The following is a 19,359-nucleotide window of genomic DNA, read 5'->3' as shown; positions in this document are numbered from 1 at the left end:
GAGCAGCCAATCGTCAGAATTGCGCCGGGCAGCTGAAATCGGACAATGCCTGCAGCCGGAATGGATTGAGCACGGATCCGAATTGCACGTCGAACTCTGCCGTACGTCCCTCGTTTTCAAATCTTGCCCGGAAAAGATCGGGGCCTTCCACCGTTACCTTGGCCGCATCGAAGAGGCGGAAAGGAGACCAGTCGCCGCTCTGCGTCATCGCCTCCTGCCATCCGCCGGGCAGGAATGCGATGCGTGATTGATTATCCGCATTGCCGGCCGGCCAGCCGATGGACTTCGATTGGATCGGACCGTGGAAGTAAACGACACGCTCCCCTTCAATTTCCATCATGACGGCATTGGCCGAGTCCGACAGCGAAACCGGTTTTACGTTGATGGAGATCGCCGGCTTCTCACTTCCAGCAGGGAAGAAGGCGCGTTCGATCTTGTTGGCGTTTTCGAATTGGGCGATTGCCTGGCTTGGAATACTGTCCCCGCCAAAAGTGCCGCGCCAGCCCCAAGGCTGCGCACTGGTATCGACGAAGGCATCCAGCCTGTTCTTGAAGAAGGTCTGGAACAAACCTTGCGGCCCGAAGAGGCGCACGAAATCCGCCATGGCGATATCCTGACCGGAGGTTCGGTCGAAGGGATAGCGACCACTGACGATGCGTGCGCAAAGATCAGCACCCTCAGTGGCCCAGAGGTCGTTGATGCGGGCACGCGCGGTCTTGACCGCAAGCGATCCAATATCTGCCGCGACCGCGACCATCCATGCGTCGGCGGGTGCCGGCAAGCCTCTCGCCTGTTGCAGCAGATCCTGATTGGCGTTCGCAAGCTGGCCACCCGCGTCGAAGACCCGGGCAACTTCCGCCGTCGATGTGGCGGCACGGGACAATTGGCCATAAATATTCTGCAAGATGGGCTGCAGACTTTGAATCTGCGAGCGCGGCTTGTCATTACCGGCATCCGCCTTGTCATCAGACGTTGCGGATTGAGTGGTGTTCGTGTTCACCTCGAGGGCCGCCCGCAATGAACCGTAAGGATCCGGCGTATTGGCGACATTCGTGGACGCCGTTGCGATCGCGGCATCCGGAGTATCTCCAAGCGAGGCAACTTCGGTCGCGCCCGTCGGGCGCAGATCGGTTGCCGTTGCGATCGACTTCAGCGCCATTTCCACCGGGCTTGGATTGGCGGCAAGAATTCGTGCCGTTTCCGTCGCGTCAGCAAGATCTTTCGAAGGGCGCACCTGCAAATCAGCAAGAAGCGTCGACCAACGTTGCTGGAAAGCATCGAAATAGAGCTGCAACGCAGCCTGGGCAATCACATCCGTGGTCATACCGGCCGGGTTGCCGCCGGCATCTCCGCGCACCCATTGTTCCTTGAGAGCTTCGGCCGCTGCTGCCTCGGCGTCAGGCAGTACCACGGTGCGATAGCCTTTGCCGGTGAAGACACCGGCTATCCCATCGCGCAGCGCTGCCTTTGATTTGCGCTGGAAGACCTGCGCACCCAGAGGACCGAGAGCATCGGCGGGAATCCAGGGATCCAGCTGACGGGCGCTCCTTGAATGGGTGATGATGTCATAGGTGCGCGATGCCAGGCTTTGGGATCGTATGGTATCGCGGGCCTTTGCAATCAGTGCATTATCGAGTTCGATTGCCGGCAGATTTCCCGTGGCCATGGCGTCGACATGCGACAGAAGCGCCTTTCTGATCGCGGCACGGCCTTCTCCGGGATAAAGCGCCGCAAACATGTCCTCCGATTGTTGCGAGATGAACTCCTTGTCGATCGGCCCCAGTCCACCGAGCATTCCGTAGAGTTTCAGTCCGTCGAATGTCTTTTGAACACCTGAGTTCTGTTTGAGCTCTTTTTGGAGCTCCACCAGCATACGCGGCAACAGAAGAGAGTTCAGCGCACGCTGATACGCGATGCGCTGGCGGCTGGCGATCTTGTCTTCCTGATCCAGGCCGAAGCTCGTGGGCCAGACCCTTGCCTCGTCGAAGCCAGTCGTCACGGCGCGAAGATTATCGAGAGCTGGCAGGATGCGGATGAAATCGGCATCTGTCACATCGCGGACCGGAATTCCGCTCGTCAGCTTTTCGTAATTGTCGATGCGCCGCTCGGCGGCAGCAATCGCGCGCGAGTTCTGAAAATAGGTCGCGGTCCAACCAGTGAAGACGATGGCAAGCGCAACGGCTGCGGCGCCATAGGCGACGCGACGGATCATCGCCTGACGGCCTGAAAGCCGCCGGTCACGAGCAACGAGGGCCGCTTCTCCGAAGATGACTTCCTTGAACAGCCGTGACAGGAAATAGCTGCGGCGCATGCGTGGGGCTTCTGCCGCAGCCTCCCGGCCCTGTGTGCCGGATGCGAAGTAGACACCGCGCATCAGCGGCGCTTCGACAAGGCTTGAAGAAGAGCAAAGTTCGGTCAGCACCTCCTGCAAGCGTTCGCCGAGGGAGGCAAGCTCGGCGGGAAAGCGGAATATGCGACCACGCACCTCGATATTCGGTTCCTGTTGCAGGCGCTCGATGAGCATGGCGTCGACACGCTCCTGCAACAGCGCAAACTCTTCCATAAAGCGTTCGGGCAGGTTTTCACCCTTGTAGCTTTCATCGAGATTGAATGTCGTGCCCCAAACCTGTTCACGGTCAGTCTTGGCCAAACCGTCGAAGAACTCGACAAATCCAGTCAAAAGGTCTGCCTTGGTCAGAATGACGTAAACCGGTACGCGGGCCTGCAAGTATTCGTCCAGTTCGGACAAGCGCTTGCGAATGGACCGCACTTCCTCGAGCTGCGCCTCATGATCGCGGCCGATGAGATCGCCGATGGAAAGCGTCACAAGCGCGCCATTGATTGGCTGCGATCGGCGATATTTTCTCAGGAGCCCGAGAAAACCTTCCCATCCCGCTTTCGATGCGCCGTTCAAATCATCCTGGGTCGTATAACGGCCGGCGGTATCGATCAGAATGGCCTCGTCGGCAAACCACCAATTGCAATTGCGCGTACCGCCGACACCCTGGACCGAATTGGTGCCAAGTGCATCGCCGAGCGGAAACTTCAATCCGGAGTTGGTCAGCGCCGTCGTCTTGCCGGAGCCCGGAGCACCGAAAATCACGTACCACGGCAGTTCGTAGATATAGCCGAAGCGCTTCTTGCTGATACGGCGCAGCAGCAGCAAGGCTTCTTTCAGGCGGCTGTGAATCTCTCCGACCTCAGCCTGCTGACTGGCCGCATCGTCGCTGATACCGTCGACGAGTGCCTTGTCCCGCTTGCGAGCACGCAATGTCGAGATCAATAGATAGGCGAGCCAGGCGGCAATGACCAAGCCAATGGCAATCAGGCGCGCGTTGACTGACGTAAGTGGCTTAAAGGTGTCGTAACCGAGCGTGTAACCGTAAAACCAGATCAAGACGCAGATCGCCGCAACCCAGATCAGTGATACGAAACGCTGGCCAACGAGGCCAGCATAGACCGAGACATACGAGCGAAGCGTATAAAATATGCCGAGCGGGTTCATCGAGCGCCCCCTGACGTTGCGGGCGGTGCGGCCGTCGTGCTGCTCGGCGCCCCTCCGGTCGACTGCGGATTAAGAGCGGCATCGCCAAGCCGCTGCGTCGGATCGGTCAGCACCAGGATTTCCGTGCGCCGATTGGTTTCACGTCCTTCCGGCGTATCGTTGCTGGCCAGCGGATCGCTATCGGCTCGTCCTTCCGTCAGGATCGCATCCTTGCCGGTATAGGCAGCGAGAATATCGCCAACCGCGCGGGCGCGGGCTTCTGAAAGATGCCAGTTCGAGGGGAACTGAGCCGTTCGGATCGGTACATTGTCTGTGTAGCCGACAACGACGGCGCGGAATTTCTCAGATGCAAGGGCACCGCCGATGCGCTGGAGAAGATCGCGGAATTTATCGCTGACCTCGGCGCTGCCCGTATCGAACAGGCCTGAATTGTTGATGCGAACCAGTAGGCGGCCATTGGAGTTCGATAGCGTGACGAGCTTGCGGTCGACTTCGGGCTGCAGGAAGGCGAGCAGATTGTCGAGCGGACTCGGCTCCTTCTTGACAACAGGCGGCGGCGTTTCCGGCTCTTTCTTGACCGGCGGTTTTACCTCGACGACGACCTCCTTTGGCTTCGGCGTGTCGATCAGAAGGCTCGGCATGTCGCGCGGCGGCAGATTTGCGAGGCGTTCGAACGTCGCATCCGACGCTTGATTGAGCGATAGCGTGAAGAACATGTAGCCGAGGGCAAACAGCAACGCGAGGATCGATAGGACGGTCCAGAGCGCAACGGCGGTCCGCAGCGGCTTATGCCGGGCGACCACGCCGCGCCAATGCGGCGAAAGCTCTCTTTCGAAGACGCCATACTGGCCGAGCAGTGTCTTATAAAGACTGTCGCGAATGCGCCCGAGTTCAAGGGATCCACGCGGAGATACGCGGGTGCGTCCTTCGAAGGCCAACGACAGGCAAAGATAGATCAGAAGGAGCAGATCCTTGTTCGTGCCGGGACTTTGCTGGAAATGGTCAAGGAGATCGAATACCCGATCGCCACCGGTGACATCCATGTGGAAAGTGGAGACGAGGCCGGAGCGTGCCCAACCGGCGCGAACGCCCCAGCGCTTGCTCAACACGACGTCGTCTATGGTAGCGCAAATCACATAATGTGCCGCGCGTGCGCGCTCAGGGCTGATCCGAGCGCTGGCGAGATCTCGCTCATAGCGGCCGACAGCCTCGATCGTGACCCGTCGCAATTCGTCAATATCGGGCTGCTCCTCGGTGTTGCGAAGATTGTGCGCGAGATTGAGCAGCGGAGCGGCTGACCGCACGATGGTCGGCACATCCTCGCCGCCGAAGCGGAAGTTGCGGATCAAAGTGTCGACGGACCAGCCGCCAGGTTTCGTCGCGTTCTGATCGAGTTCTTCGTCCAGAATATCGGCCATCTTGCGGGCGTCGTCGTCCTTCTTGGCGCCGCTTTCGGTCAACTCGATGATGGTCGGCAACTCGTGCCATGGTGTCGATCGTGGTGTGTTCATTCTCTGAGAGCCCACAGTTCCATCTCCAGGCCAGGAAAGTCGCCGGCAAGATGCAGAGCGATTGCACCGGAGGTATCAAGCTGTTTCCAAAGCGGATTCTTCGTATCGAGTTCGAAATAGATGGTGCCTGACCGATACGGCAGCTGGCGCGGCAGCACCGGCAGCGGACGAACGGGGATACCGGGCAGGGCCACATTGACCAGTTCGGCGATACGCTCGACCGGCCCGACTTTGATCTGGGCCGGAAGCTTGCGCCTGACATCTTCGGCCGACATTTCGGCACGAACGGCAAGAACAAAGCCGGCATCCTTGAGAAGCGAGCGATCGTTGATGGTACCGACGCGAACGTCGTGGCGCCGCTCGATGAGTTCGATTGCAACGGCTGCCTGTTCGAGAACAGAAGAAAGAGATGCTCTTAGATCGTTGAAAACAGCTGCAAATGTTGCTTTCAAGTCGTCGTGGCGATAGGGCGGGAAGTCGCTAGCTCTCTTGCTATCCGTCGTGAACGTGGCGAGTTCGCCGGCGAGCTCGATGCACTGCTCGTAAAAGGCCATCGGATGCATTTTCGACGCATTCGCCGAGATGTGGCGCAACATGGGATCGGCGCGATTGAGAATGTGCAGCAGAAAATAATCGCCAACTTCGGCGGTCCCGCGCACCGTCGGGTCGCCGATGCGCTCCGCAATCGCTTCGGCACGGTGGCGCACGATGCCGAGCAGTTCGGTAATCAGCTCGTTCAACCGTGCTTCGGCGGCGCAGTTGAGGCACGGCGCAATATAATCCGGATCGAGGATGACGGCCTTGTCGGAGCGAACCTCGATGATGCGGGCAAGGCCGATCAGCTCGTAGCCCGCGAGTTCGTCGCCGGTTTTAAGATAGCGCAGGCTCAGGCGGCCGACATCGATCGGCGCCATGAAGTCGGTCTCGATATTGGAGTCCGGCGCCTCATATTGCGTGGCTGTGATGCGAACGCTGTTGCGCATGGCGCTGCCATTTTGCGCGACGTCCGCCTTGCCCGGCTGTCGTGCCGGCAGCGCCAAATAGACGACGGCGTTTTTGGTGCTGTCGTCCAGATCGAGCGGCGGCGGAAGGTCGGCATCGATCGGTGCCTCGAAAGGTGTCCCGTCGGGCAGGATACCACGCAGGTTCGACAAGGCGAACTGGCCGATGGCAAGAGCGCTGCGGTCGATACCGATCTCCGCGACACCCCAAGGATAGGGTGCCAGGCCGCGCGCTGTCGTGCGGACCAGCCGCTCCGTCCAGCGATCTGCCTGCTGGAAATGCTGTACGCGAAGGAACATACCCTCGCTCCACGCCACTCGATTCTCGTTCTTCATCGGGTGTTGCCCGTCCTCTCTGCAATGGGATCGATGTCCTGTTCGTCTTGGCTGTCTGCCGAGGCACGGACGGCCTCCGTCAACAGATCGCGGACGGAAAGATGCTTGCCGTCGCGCTCGAACTGAACCCGATAGTTGTTCCAATAATCCCGGGTGCCCCGCCAAAATCCTTTTCGAGGAGAGGCATCAACCTGCGTCTCAATCATGTGAGGCTCAAACATGTGGCTGGCTTCGCGAAATAGGTTTTCGAGACCCGCATTCAGCGAGGATTGCTTTGCTATGAGCGCGCGAAGTCGATCCGTGAGCCGCTCGGCCCGTTCCCGACTGAAAAGTGATGCAGGGGAATGAAGGCGATCGCCCTCAAGACCAAGGATCGAAGCCTCGTCGCCGAGCGTCTGTTCGAGAATCCCGACCAATGCTTCGAAGCGCTGGAGCGGATCACTTGCTAGCAGCAATGCTTCCTCTTGGGGCTCGATGTGATGATCCTCTGCCGCAAGTTCGGTATCGTTTGCAGGAACGATCGTCTTCGTCGGATCGGTCGCATCACGGCCTGCGCTGCGTGCAACGGCGACCGAGATATGCGTTGCCGCTCCATGCTCCAACTGGCTGCCGAGATTGAAATCGGCATTCCAATCATCCGGCAAGATCGGCTTAAGCCCGTCGATATCCGGCGGCCCGCTCCAGCCGATATCGACATTGCGGCTCGATTGCTTGTCGCTCCGTGTCGATTGGGGAATTGCGGCAATCCAATCCTCTCCGCCGCGCTGGCCGAGAATACCGCTTGCCGTACCGCCGCCAGGCGTAACGTCGGCGAGGATGGAGGAGATCGTCATGGTTTCGTCGCTGAGGCGCAGATCCGCAGAAGGGTCCTCGATATCGCGGTCGGCCTCGCCGGTGATAACGACATTGAACGCCAGTTCGCCAAAGGCGATCTTGGATCTGTCCGCGAGTCTCGCCGTTTCGCCTTCCAGAACGGTGACGCCATCCACGCGCGTGCCGTTGGCGCTCTGGTCGCGCAACAGGAAACCGGCACGGTCGCGTTCAATGATAAAATGAATCTTGGACACCAGACGCTTGGGGTCTTCTACCTGCCAGTCGCAATCCGGAGAGCGTCCGAGCGTGCGCTTGCCGCGCTCGAGGAACCATCCTTTGGTCGCGCCGTTTCCAGAGGTTTGGCGCAGCTCAAGCCGCATGGGCGCCTCCTTCCGTCAAGTGTCCGCGAGCCGAGCGCGGCTCGGCGATGACGGCATCACCGCTATCGCGATCGGCCGCAGCGACACGCGCCCAGCTGTTCCATCCGAGCCGCGGCGGATCACCGTCTTCGCCCAGTTTGCAGAAGGGGATATGCTCTTTCTTCAGCATGACCTGGATATCGAAATCGAGCGTTGGGCCGACATACAGACGGATGAGCGAAAAGAGCGCATCTATGTTGGCGCCCCCAGGCGATAGATCGCGGTATTCGTCGTAATCGACGGGGCCAAGAACCACGCGGAAACTTCCGCCGAAATCATGAATTGCCGTACCGGCCGTCGCATTCACCCCCAGCTGGACACCCTGCGGCTGCCCCATGCAGCTGCGTTCCTGGATCGGAATCGAGAGCCAGCGGCCTTTGAAAAGCTCGATCGCAACGGGCAGTCCCGTAAATTCACGCAGCATGGCTTCCAGGTTGACGGCGTTGCGAGTACGAGCCGAGAAGAAACCGGAAAAGCGCAGGACAAGTTCATTGTCCGGACGAACCTTCTCCCTCAGTCGAGCGGTGCCAAATCCGGCGAGGGAAAAGAGCGTCGTTATGAAGGCGTTACCGGCCCTGCTTCTGTCCCATCTCAGCCGGCGGGCAAGCCGATATTTCTCGCTTGCGTCAACGAAAAGTTCCGTCAGGCGGGCAGTGAAAATATCGAAGAAGCTTGCGAGCCCGTATGCGCGGTTTCGCTCCTCGCGCATGACAAGTTCGTTGTAACTCGGCGGCATGGCCCCGAGCGGACCGAGCAACCCCGCCAGGCTCGCACGCAGCGACGCACCCTTGCCCTTGCGTTTAAAATCGTTGACTGCCAGCGGAGCCGGTGACACGCCGATCGGGGAGGATACCGAAAGATGGTCGCCGACCGTTTCCTGAGCAACGCGAAAAGCCGTCGTCGGCTCGAAGCGACCGGGATCGCTTTCAAGCAACGTCGCGAGCATCGCGCTGTCATTGGGTCGAAGATCGTCCATCGGGTTCAAATCATCCTTTCATCAAAGCAGAGGCCGTTCGGCGGCGCGCGCCGGCCAGACAGCAATCGGCTTCGATTGCCCCTTCATGGAAATGGAGAGGCGCGTGAAACTGTTGATCGAGGTGTAAAGTCCGAAAAACCGGTCGAGAACGCTACCGAACAGATAGGCTGAGGGCCTGTCGATGGCTGCAGGGTCGAATTCCAATTTGACATCCATGCCCGGAACCATGCCGCCGCTACCGAGACGCGTCATCGAGTTTTTCGCCTCGATCCGAACCAATGCATCGGCAAGTTGCCTGGTTTCGCGGCTGTCGCGGAAGGCGTAAAGCGCGAGAATATCCTTCAGCGCGGCACCGTCATTGTCGAAGATCGACAGGTGATTGAGCTGTAGATGCGACATGAGCCGCCAGTTGCGGCCCTGCTGCTCATTCATGCGCACAGACGGCGTCGGTGCTATCAGTGCTTCCACGGCTCCGACGGCCTCGCTGCCGGAAGCAAGCTGCAGATACGGGTGACCGCCACCGAAGGGCAATTGTTCGGGCAGATCGCGATTGAGGCACAGGGAGTCGATACTGGCGATCTTGTCGATAGGGCCGGCTGCCCGGCGCGCGCGATCAACGAAGGCGATGTCCATATCCGAGGTGCCGTCATCGGCGTCGAAACGACGGGCGCATTGCCAGAACAATGAGGATGCACCACCTTTCAGGCTGCGGCCGAAAAAGGGCTGGCATTGCTCTTCCTCGCCGGTGCGACCGGATACGAGCACCTTTTCGATTGTATAAATTTCGCGTGTCTTCTGGCGCCTGGCGTCTGGCAAGACGCGATATTCCGTACGGGTCCCATCAAGCGCAAGTGGCTCGCAGGTCTGCCGAAACAGATTGACCACAGGCGTGGCGTTCAGGACGAAATCCCGGGCGGAAATCGTCCGCTCCAGTTTTGCGCTCGTTTCATCAAGGTAGATGAAGATCTCGAGCGTCTCGCCATCCCAGGCCTTCAGTCCGACAATATCGATGAAGAGAAACTTTTGCGGCAGCGCGAAGAACTCCGTCAAAAGTCGGTAGCCGGCAAAGCTCGATGGCGGGTAAGGCAACATCGCTTCGTCTGGTTCAAAGCCGACCGTCCGAAGAGCCTTGGCCGGCAGCATGACGGGCGCGCGATCGTCCGCATGATGCGCAAGTGCTATGCCAAGCGTATGGTTGGCGAGCAATTCGTGGATTGCCACTGCCTGTTGCCAGGAGGAAGCAATATGCAGACGAAGCCGATCAGGGCCGACTTCGCCGAGCGGCTTGCTAGTATCGCGTGCACGAATGGAAAGACGCAGACAGCCGGCCGCGCCGACATGTGGCGATGGCGGCGCACTGATGGGATGTCCTGTCAAGGAAGCCGAGACGATGTCGATCGGAGCAACGTCCGTATCTTGGGTCGTGCGAAAACGGCAGCTTTCGCCACCGATCGGTTCGGCGAAGATTTCCGTGTGGCGAGGAAGCGTCTGAACGGAAGCGAGCGTATTGCTCGGCGCGAGGCGCACTATGCTCATCGACGGCAAGGGTGCCAGATAATGCGGATAGAGCGTTTCCAGCAGCCCGTCCGTCAACTCTGGAAATTCGTCGTCGAGTTTCTGCCTTACGCGGGCGGCGGAATAGGCAAAGCTCTGGATCAGGCGCTCGACATGCGGATCGTCTGCCACTTCCCCTGTGACGCGCAGTCGGCCGGCGATTTTCGGAAAGGCATCGGCGAAGCGTGCCGCGCGCCGGCGGATCGCGGAAAGTTCGTCATTGTAGCGCTGCAGGAAGCCATCAGCCATTGCCGGCCTCCACCAGGAAGCGCTGCGTCGAAGGATCGATCGTTGACTCGAAGCTGATCGGCGGCATGCCTTCATGCACCCGGAATGTCGCCTGAATGCGCATGCGCAATGCGCGCTCGCCATTGCCGCGGCTTTTCAGGATACTCACCCGCACATCGGAGAGCCGCGTTTCGAAGAGTGCGATCCGTCGCTCGACCAATCGCGCGAGCCGGCTTTTCGCTTCGTCGGTGACGAGGTTTGCCGACACCATGCCATCGACGCCAAACGATACAAGCGCATCGCCAAGCTCCTCATGGATAGAGGGCGGCGCCGTTGGGCGGCGGCGCGTATTGAGCAACGCCTCGAGATCGCGGCGGATACATTCGCGCAGCTCGCGCAACTGCTCGGCCGCCGTCTGTGGAGCGTCCTGCAATCGATCTGGGTTTTCATCGATCAGCCGATCGATGATCGATCTAGCGACGATGCGTTCCCGAGGTCTGTAGCGTTCAAGCGGATCAGCCATGAGCCGAACGCCTCGTTTCATCGGCATTGCTTGCTACTGTTTCCAGTGTCTCCAGGTCATGAAAAGAGACGAGATCATCGCCGGCCAAGAAGCATTTTTGCCCTCTGCCCGTCGTGATGCCGGTTGGTTCATCCACCCATTCGGTTTCGCGGCCAAGCAGCAGCTTTGCGCCAGTCGTGCCATGATAGATCGAAGGCAGGAGAACCGGAGCAATAGCACCGTCGGCAAGTTCCAGCTCGGCTGCCCGAAAAGCGAGATCCCGCGGGCGCGCAATCGGCTCTACACGAACGGCGGTGATCTTGGAGAAGTCGATCCAGAGGTAGGCACCACCCGTCATGATCACTTCAAGTGCGTGTGGAATCCGATCGTCGAGATCGCGGAAGTCCGATACGAGGCGGCCGTTCCAGCTCATGGGTTGTTCGCCCCTGATGTCTTCCAGGGATTGAAGAGCGTCGGCTGCGTCCTTCGAACCATCGCGATGGGCAATCGCGACTTTCAACGCAGCCTGATCGAGGGCTGTCGGGCCGTTGGGGAAGTCCGGCGTGGCTGCCGCATCGAACCAGGCAGATCGGGCGGCCATGGCACGCAACTGGTTGCGCAGCAGGGCGAAGCCCATCGTATCCTCAGGAGCGAATGTCGTGGCCAGATTGCATTGGGCATCGGCGCGCGCATAGTCGCCTGAGAGGATCAGCAGATCGATGAAGAGATGTCTTGCATCCTTGTCGCCCGGCGTTGTCTTCAGATGCGATTTCGCCAGCTCGATCGCTTCATCGAGGGCGTTTTCACGAAGCGCTTCGGCGATCTTGGTGGAGAGGGTCATGCAGACATCCTTTGGGGCGCGTTTGCGGAGCGGGATAGCGTGTGGGTCGTATTTGCCGTCTCTGCGACGAGGTGGAAGCTCGTCGACACATCGTCGAGCTGGAAATGCGGTTGCAGCCTTACGGTGCAGGCAAAAATGCCGGGCTTGCCGGGGATTTCGTCGACGGTGATACCGGCAGAGCGCAGGGGAAAGCGAACGCGCAACGGAACGTCCGCATCGTCATTGCCGAGCGTGTAGCGCGATAGCCAATCGTTGAGCTTGCGCTCGATCGAACCCGCATCGGCCAAACGACCGATATCGTCGCGCATGATGACCTTCAGATAGTGCGAGAAGCGGGAGGCGCAGAGCACGTATTGCAGCATGGCGGCGATGCGCGCGTTCTGTCGTGCCTGTTCGCTCGAATAATGCGGCGGCGCATGCAGCGACTGATTGGAATTGAATATGACCGATGAAGAGAGATAGGTGGTTGCGACTGGAACGAGGCCCAGTTCACAGAGCTGCTGTTCCTGAGTGTTGGTCAGCCTGATCTCGACCGGGGCCTGTTGTGAAAGACCGTTGCTTTCTGTCCCGAAATCGTAGGGCGGCAATTCCTGTGTGCTCAGCATGCCGCCGTCGATTTCATCCTGGGTGACGCCGCGAATATCGGCGAACCATCCGGATTCGACGAAGTTGCGGATGACGATCAGTGCAAAGGCAAAGGCGCCGTTGCCCCATAGCAACGAACTGCCATCGGCGGCGATGTTCTCGCGAAAGGGAAACTGGTCGTCGCGGTCGCGTGCAAATGCTTCGTAAGGCGAGCGCATGAGAACGCGTGGGGCGACAAGACCCAGGAACCGCGAGTCTTCGCGTGAGCGAAGACCGTTCCATCGAATGCGATTGGGATCATAGGCCAGCCAAGAGAAATCCTGGACGCGGTTCAATTCGTCGAAGTCCTGAAGGCCGATCGTCTGCGGTGAGGCGGCTGCAATGAAAGGACAGAAGGAGGCCGCGGCGGCCATGCCGATCTGCGTGAGCGCACCGATCGTGTCGCCCCCATTCGGATCCTGCGGCGATAGCTCATAATCGCCGACGAGCAGGCCGAAAGGTTCTCCGCCCGGCATCCCGAATTCACGGCTATAGATGAGTTCGAACAGGTGGCTTTGATCGAAGTCGGTCGTGCGCTCGAGATGCCGCGAAAGCTGCGCCCAGCTGACGCTGAGAAGCTTTATTTTCACCTCGTCCGATTGCCCGGAATGATGCACTAGCATGCTGAGGCCGCGCCACCGCGCTTCCATCGCCTGGAATTCGGGATGATGCAGTATGGCGTTGACTTGCCGGTTAAGCGCATCGTCGATCAGAGCGATCACGCGATGCACCTGACGGGGCCAGGAGGCTCTCGATTCCATCGTCGTCGCGATCATTGGACTGATTGAAGGCGCGCGGCGGCGGATGACCGCCGCGCGGTCTCTCCCTAGTTCTTGCTCGGGATGCGGGCGACCATTCGGAGCGACGTGGTCAACTCTTCCATCTGGAGCCACGGGCGCATCCAGGCGACGGCGTTGTAGGAGCCGGGCTTGCCCGGAACTTCCTGGACCGTCACCTTCGCATCGCGCAGCGGATACTTGGCGCGAGATTCCTCACCAGCATCGTCATTGGCGTTGACATAGTTGGAAATCCAGCGGTTCAGCCAGTTTTCGCAGTCCTCGGCTTCCATAAAGGAGCCGATCTTGTCGCGGCCCATGACCTTGAGGTAGTGCGCGAAGCGCGAGGTCGCCATCATGTAGGGCAGACGGGCGGAAACCGCGGCATTGGCGGTCGCTTCCGGCTTGTCATAGAGCTTCGGCTTGTGCGTGGTCTGCGCTCCGAAGAATACGGCGTAGTCGGTATTCTTGTAGTGGCACAGCGGCAGGAAGCCGAGCTTGCCGAGTTCAGCGTCTCTGCGGTCGGTGATGCCGACTTCCGTTGGGCATTTAAGATCGAGATCGCCGTCATCGCTGTGAAAGATGTGCATCGGCAGGTTTTCAACCTTGCCGCCGTTCTCGGCGCCGCGGATCGCCGTGCACCAACCACTCTGGGCGAAGGCGTCGGTCAATCGCGTTCCCATGACGTAGGATGCATTCATCCAGCAATAGGAATTGTGCTCGAGTTCGCCCGTCTTGGAATGCTGGGTTTCGTCGAAACCGAACTCATCGATCGGGTTGGTCTTCGGACCATAGGGCATGCGGGCGAGAACGCGCGGAAGTGCGAGCGTGACGAAGCGCGAATCTTCGCTGTCGCGAAGGCTGCGCCACTTGGCGTATTCCACCGTCTCGAAAATCTTTTCCAGGTCGCGCGGACGAGCAAGCTCGCGATAATCATCAAAGCCGAACATGCGAGGGCTTGCGGCCGAAATGAACGGCGCGAAGGCTGCTGCGGCAATAGATGAGATGGCCTGCAGGGTCTGGACGTCGTCGAAGGAATTGTCGAATTCATAGTCGCCGATGATGGCACCCATGGGTTCGCCACCGGGGGTGCCGAATTCGTCTTCGTAGATCGACTTGAAGAGCCGCGACTGATCGAATTCGACGGCCTTCGCCAGATCCTTCGAAACGTCGCGCTTGGACGCGTTCAGAACGCGGATTTTCAGATTGACGCTGGTTTCGCTGTTCTTGACCAGATAGTTCAATCCACGCCAGCTGCCTTCAAGCTTGGCGAATTCCGGCGACTGCATGATCGTAGCCAGCTGCCGCGAGATCTTCCGATCGAGCTCGGCAATCGCGTTGTTGAGGGTCACAGTCAGATTGCGGTCGTAGGTGACAGTGCCCTTCAAGGCCTGATCGGTCAGCGTCCTCAGCAGATCCTGGGCGCGATCCGGTTCAGTTTGGCGAGTGGCGGAAACGATCTGGGTCAGCAGATCTTCCTCTGGCGCAAACTCTGCCTCTTTCGTTTTCAGTTGGCTTTCAGCGCTCATTTTTTGATCCTTACGGAAAATGCGGCGATATCGGTGAGGCTTGCGCGCTTGCCGCTATCGGCTGCTTGAAACGGGTTTGGGCGATCCGCGTTGCGGATAGCCGATTGCGATCAGCTTGCTGCCGGCTTTTCGACGGCACCGAGTTCGGACATCAGCTTCGAAAGATCCGCCTTGTTCTGCAGGACATCTTCGAGTAGGCGCTCCAGCTCTTCCGAACGGTCCGCCTTGCTCATGAGATCGCGCAGCTGATTGCGGGCGTCGAGGAGTGCCTTGAGTGCCGGGACCTGATTGACGACCGATCCCGGTTCGAAATCGTCCATGCTCTCGAATTTGAGCGAAACCGGAATCTGCGAGCCATCGCCTTCCAGCGTGTTCTCAACCGAAATATTCAAGCCGGGGGTCATGCGGCGCATGACGTCGTCGAAATTATCGCGGTCGATCTGTACGAACTTGCGCTCACCAAACGGCTTCAGAGGCTGGGTCGGATTGCCTGAGAAATCGCCGAGGACACCGACGACGAAAGGCAATTCCTTGACGACCATCGCGCCTTCGGTTTCCACTTCATACTTGATGTGGACCCTTGGCTTGCGCACCCGCTCCAGTTTTTCATGAACACTAGCCATAAGCTTCTCCTTCAATCCCAAGCGGCAAAACTTGCCTTGTCAAATGTGGCACAACCCGATTTTGGAAAGGGCCAGTTGCAAAAAGTTCAGTCAGGCGGTTGTATCGATCACCCGCTCTTGTTCGATTTGAGCTGGATCCCAGCCGCCGTCAGCACGGCATTTCGCGTCTGTTGCTCAGGCAGCAATTCCGCCAGCAGCTCCGAAAAATCCATGCGTCCACGCCGCACCATCGTCTCGATGGACATCGACATCGGCGAGTGCGGCTCGGTCCGGCGGAAATAGCGCGCAACGGTCAGCAAAAGTTCAAATGCCTCCTCACGCGAATTGATCGTCTCGGCAGTTACGGTCTTCACGCGGGGCTGCGAAGTCTCTTCCGAGCCTGTCGGTGCCTCCGTAGGCCCTTCGGACGTTTGAGCCTCGATACCTGCAAGCGAACGCAGTGCAGAGGCTGCTTCATGAAGGACGTTGTGCGTGTTGGAACTCGGTGGCGCCATAGCCCCGCAGCGCTCGTTCAGGATCGCCACGAGCCGGTCGAAAGCCGCAATGCAGCCGTTGAGATGGTCGAGATGCGCGCTCATCGCAGCCGTGCCGGTCTCGGCGATGGCCTGGTTCAGTTCATCGCGCCGTCTTGTCTCATTCGGACGCTGTGAAAGCTGGAAATCCCAAAGGGATAACTGGCCGAATTTCATGCCGGGAACGAGTGGTGAAAGCCGGATAGCCTGGATGATCGTGCCTTCGCCGCCCACGCCATTCAGGCCTGAAAGAGGAGCCAGGCGTTCTTCCATGTCGTCGTCGCCGACCGAATGAAATCTCTCCCAATGCTTGTCTAAAAGCGACGCAATTGCATCGTAGACATCCTTCAACCCTTCGAAACCCCGTAAGCGTAATTCTGCTTCGGCAAGCCACGCTAATACTTCGAGATCCTTACTTTTTGAAGAAATAATCTGCAATCCCAGATTGCTTACGTCTGACCAAGCAGGTGGAAGGCTAATATTTTCACCAGGAGATATACCTCGTTCTGCAGAGCGGGCCTGGTTTCTGGCGTCCTTTATTCTATAGTATATTTCCCGCAACGAAGTACTTTCGCGCATGTTTTCTCCACATGGCGCGTTTTCTTCAAGTGGAGTCTCTATGTCACGGACATTGAGCAGGGGCTTAACTCCAAAAAATCAACTACATTGTTCAGGCGCAAGATAGTTATGGCGATATATTCCATTGTCAACCATGTATATTCTGCAACGGAATTGTGACAACGCCGATTTCGTAAGACCTGAAAAATTTAATGTTTGCGGTCTGGACACATTTCGATAAGCGCCCTAGTTGTTGCACCGGCATGGAGGATACACCTAGTTAGAAACCTAAGGAGGAGATTTCCACGTGTCTAACATCGATCTCAATCGTCTGATCAGAACGCTTGAGCCCGAATTGCGTGTCGGTCTTGAGGCTGCGGCGTCGCTTGCTGCGCGCGAACGGCATGCTACCGTGGATGTCGCAAACTGGCTACGCGTTCTACTCGACGTATCCGAAGTTTGCTCTTTTTTTGAAGAACTTAACGTATCTTCACAGGCGTTGCGTTCCGAGCTTGATACCGCCATTGCGGAGTTGCCGCGCGATGGTGGCTCGGCGTTGGTTCTCTCTCAAAATCTACTGGCGCTGATGCGCGAGGCCTGGCTGGTTGCATCGCTTCAATGCGGTCGTAAAACGATCGCTCTTGCCGACCTTCTGACGGCGCTTACCGACGATCAGTCGCTGCGAATCATGGCGCGTGGGATGGCGCCCTCGCTGCGGGATCTGGACCGAAACGCGCTTGAAAAGCGGTTGAGTGCAGCGTCGTCAACTGCCGATATAGCGGCGATGCCATCGCAAACCCAACCAATCTCGGCTGGCGAAAACGAATTTTTGCGTCTCTATACCCGCGATATGACGGCCGATGCCAAGCTCGGTCGCATCGATCCTGTCATCGGGCGTGATCGGGAACTGCGCCAGGTGATCGATATCCTGATGCGTCGCCGTCAGAACAATCCTATTCTCGTGGGCGAGGCTGGCGTCGGCAAAACGGCTGTCGCAGAAGCTCTGGCTCTCGAAATCGCCAACGGCAATGTCCCGGACATGCTGAAGCCTGTGCGTATCCTCTTGCTGGATCTCAGTCTGCTCCAGGCCGGAGCGGGCGTGAAAGGCGAGTTCGAACGGCGCCTGCATGGCGTCGTGGCCGCGGTGCAGGCGTCTTCCGAGCCAATCATCCTCTTCATTGATGAGGCGCATGGTCTGATCGGCGCAGGTGGACAGGCTGGGCAGGGCGATGCCGCCAATATCCTGAAGCCGGCGCTTGCGCGCGGCGAACTGCGGACGATCGCAGCCACCACATGGAGCGAATACAAGCGCCACATCGAAAAGGATGCGGCTTTGACCCGGCGTTTCCAGGTCGTTCAAGTGCTGGAGCCGGATGAAGAGACGGCCATTCGCATGTTGCGTGGCGTGGTCGACAGTTTCAAAGCGCACCACAAGGTTCGCATTCGCGACGAGGCACTCGCAGCAGCCGTCCTGCTTTCGGCCCGCTATATTCCAGCGCGGCAACTCCCTGACAAGGCGATAAGCCTAATCGACACCGCCGCCGCCGCCGTTGCGCTTGCCAAACAGACGGTACCCGAGGCTTTGGCAAGCCTTCGCCAAGAGCAGACGATGCTCGAGAGCGAGGCCGAAGCGTTGTCGGCGGAGCCTCCGACGTCCGAAATCAATGAACGCCTCGTCATCATCGGCAACGAGAAGGCCGAGGTCGTAGCTGAGATCGAGCGTCTTCAGGCCAAGCTCGATGAAGAGCTTCGATTGTCGCACGAAGCCGACCGCATCGAGGCTTTGCTGAAAGATCAGGACGGATCCGCGGAGGGCGAGGTCGCCCCGCGCGGCGACAACGTCGCGCTTTTCCCACCGCATGGTTCTTCGCCGGAGGTGATCAAGGCCGCCTTGGCACAGGCGGAGCGAAACCTCGCAGATTTCGCCGGTGAAATGCCGCTTGTTCCTCGTGTTGTCGACAAGGAAGTCATCGCGGCTATCGTCGCGCGCTGGACCGGCATTCCGGTTGGCAAGTTGCTGACGGACCAGGTTCAGACCGTCAAAACCCTGGACGCGAGGCTGAAGGAGCGTGTTCTGGGACAGGACGGCGCTATCGACCGGATTGCGGCTGCGATGCGCTCGGCACGCGCCGGACTTTCCGACCCGCGTCGTCCGCCGGCTGTCTTCCTGCTCGTCGGTATGTCTGGAACGGGCAAGACGGAGACGGCGCTTTCGCTTGCGGATCTCCTCTATGGCGGAAGTCAGTATCTGACGACCATCAACATGTCGGAATTCAAGGAAGAGCATAAGGTCTCGCTGCTCCTTGGTTCGCCTCCCGGTTACGTGGGCTATGGCGAGGGCGGGGTGCTGACCGAGGCCGTACGCCGCCGTCCCTACGGCGTCCTGCTTCTGGACGAAATCGACAAAGCGCATCCCGGTGTGCAGGAGGTGTTTTACCAGGTGTTCGACAAGGGCACTCTGCGCGATGGCGAAGGCCGTGACATCGACTTCAAGAATACGACTATCGTGATGACGGCCAATACGGGCTCGGAATTGCTGACGGCGCTTGCCGCCGATCCCGATACCATGCCGGAGGGCGAAGCGCTCGAGGCATTGCTGCTCCCCGAATTGCAGAGGAATTTCAAGCCCGCTTTCGTCGGACGCACAACGGTTCTGCCCTTCATGCCTTTGAACGGCGAGACGCTGAGCGGCATTGTCGACATTCAGATCGGCCGGATTCGTGACCGCGTCGCCGCCTCTTACGGCACGACGGTTGCTCTGTCTTCGGAGGCGCGTAACGCGCTGGTTGCTCGCGCCACGGCAAGCGAAATGGGCGCCCGCGCGATCGAGACCATGATCGGGCGCGACCTTCTACCAGAGCTGTCGACCTTCTTTCTCGATGCCGTGGCGGCAGGGCAGAAGGTTGCCGGCATCACTATCGGTTTTGGAGACCATCGGTTTCTCGTCGAAGAGAGCCCGAAGGTCCAAGAGGAATTCGCTGACCGCGAAAATGGCGGCACGGCGAATGAAGCAGCCCCGGACGAACACAATGTCCGGATGCGGCATTAGAC

The 19,359-nt window shown here is 59.1% G+C and carries 13 protein-coding genes; 1 reads left to right on the top strand and 12 read right to left on the bottom strand.

Annotation, left to right across the window (positions count from 1 at the left end; translation table 11 throughout):
- Positions 1-13: 13 nt before the first annotated feature.
- The 12 genes from tssM to tssA form a co-directional block, all read right to left on the bottom strand.
- Complete coding sequence (gene tssM, locus HGP17_RS29270; RefSeq protein WP_168814702.1) at positions 14-3,505, bottom strand: type VI secretion system membrane subunit TssM; 3,492 nt, start codon at positions 3,503-3,505, stop codon at positions 14-16.
- Positions 3,502-5,016, bottom strand: a complete 1,515-nt coding sequence (gene tssL / locus HGP17_RS29265; protein ID WP_168814700.1) for a type VI secretion system protein TssL, long form — start codon at positions 5,014-5,016, stop codon at positions 3,502-3,504. The genes tssM and tssL overlap by 4 nt, the downstream gene beginning before the upstream one ends.
- Positions 5,013-6,353, bottom strand: coding sequence for a type VI secretion system baseplate subunit TssK (gene tssK, locus HGP17_RS29260; protein ID WP_168814698.1), 1,341 nt, complete (start codon positions 6,351-6,353; stop codon positions 5,013-5,015). Before tssK ends, tssL begins: the two co-directional genes overlap by 4 nt.
- Positions 6,350-7,546 carry an FHA domain-containing protein gene (locus tag HGP17_RS29255; RefSeq protein WP_168814689.1) on the bottom strand — a complete coding sequence of 399 codons (1,197 nt, stop codon included), beginning with the start codon at positions 7,544-7,546 and terminating at the stop codon, positions 6,350-6,352. Before HGP17_RS29255 ends, tssK begins: the two co-directional genes overlap by 4 nt.
- Entirely contained in the window at positions 7,536-8,561 is a 1,026-nt protein-coding gene (gene tssG / locus HGP17_RS29250; RefSeq protein WP_168814687.1) for a type VI secretion system baseplate subunit TssG, read from the bottom strand. The genes HGP17_RS29255 and tssG overlap by 11 nt, the downstream gene beginning before the upstream one ends.
- 21 nt (positions 8,562-8,582) lie before the next feature.
- Positions 8,583-10,364: a type VI secretion system baseplate subunit TssF gene (gene tssF / locus HGP17_RS29245; RefSeq protein ID WP_168814685.1), complete on the bottom strand. Its 1,782-nt coding sequence runs from the start codon at positions 10,362-10,364 to the stop codon at positions 8,583-8,585.
- A complete protein-coding gene (gene tssE / locus HGP17_RS29240) occupies positions 10,357-10,866 on the bottom strand; it encodes a type VI secretion system baseplate subunit TssE (RefSeq protein WP_168814674.1) in 510 nt (169 codons plus the stop codon). The genes tssF and tssE overlap by 8 nt, the downstream gene beginning before the upstream one ends.
- Complete coding sequence (locus HGP17_RS29235; protein ID WP_168814672.1) at positions 10,859-11,686, bottom strand: type VI secretion system accessory protein TagJ; 828 nt, start codon at positions 11,684-11,686, stop codon at positions 10,859-10,861. Before HGP17_RS29235 ends, tssE begins: the two co-directional genes overlap by 8 nt.
- Positions 11,683-13,071 carry a type VI secretion system contractile sheath large subunit gene (gene tssC / locus HGP17_RS29230; RefSeq protein ID WP_168814670.1) on the bottom strand — a complete coding sequence of 463 codons (1,389 nt, stop codon included), beginning with the start codon at positions 13,069-13,071 and terminating at the stop codon, positions 11,683-11,685. Before tssC (HGP17_RS29230) ends, HGP17_RS29235 begins: the two co-directional genes overlap by 4 nt.
- 65 nt (positions 13,072-13,136) lie before the next feature.
- Complete coding sequence (gene tssC, locus HGP17_RS29225) at positions 13,137-14,615, bottom strand: type VI secretion system contractile sheath large subunit (protein ID WP_168814660.1); 1,479 nt, start codon at positions 14,613-14,615, stop codon at positions 13,137-13,139.
- A 110-nt stretch (positions 14,616-14,725) separates the two neighbouring features.
- Positions 14,726-15,238, bottom strand: a complete 513-nt coding sequence (gene tssB, locus HGP17_RS29220; RefSeq protein WP_168814652.1) for a type VI secretion system contractile sheath small subunit — start codon at positions 15,236-15,238, stop codon at positions 14,726-14,728.
- Between the two features lie 107 nt (positions 15,239-15,345).
- Complete coding sequence (gene tssA / locus HGP17_RS29215; RefSeq protein ID WP_205926188.1) at positions 15,346-16,389, bottom strand: type VI secretion system protein TssA; 1,044 nt, start codon at positions 16,387-16,389, stop codon at positions 15,346-15,348.
- 226 nt (positions 16,390-16,615) lie between these two features.
- Here tssA and tssH point away from each other — a divergent pair, with 226 nt between their 5' ends.
- Entirely contained in the window at positions 16,616-19,357 is a 2,742-nt protein-coding gene (tssH, locus tag HGP17_RS29210; RefSeq protein ID WP_168814642.1) for a type VI secretion system ATPase TssH, read from the top strand.
- The last annotated feature ends 2 nt before the right edge of the window (positions 19,358-19,359 follow it).

This window comes from Rhizobium sp. P38BS-XIX (assembly GCF_012641435.1).
Classification (GTDB): domain Bacteria; phylum Pseudomonadota; class Alphaproteobacteria; order Rhizobiales; family Rhizobiaceae; genus Rhizobium.
The sequence above is the reverse complement of the archived record's forward strand: the minus strand, read 5'-3'. Positions and strand labels throughout refer to the sequence as shown.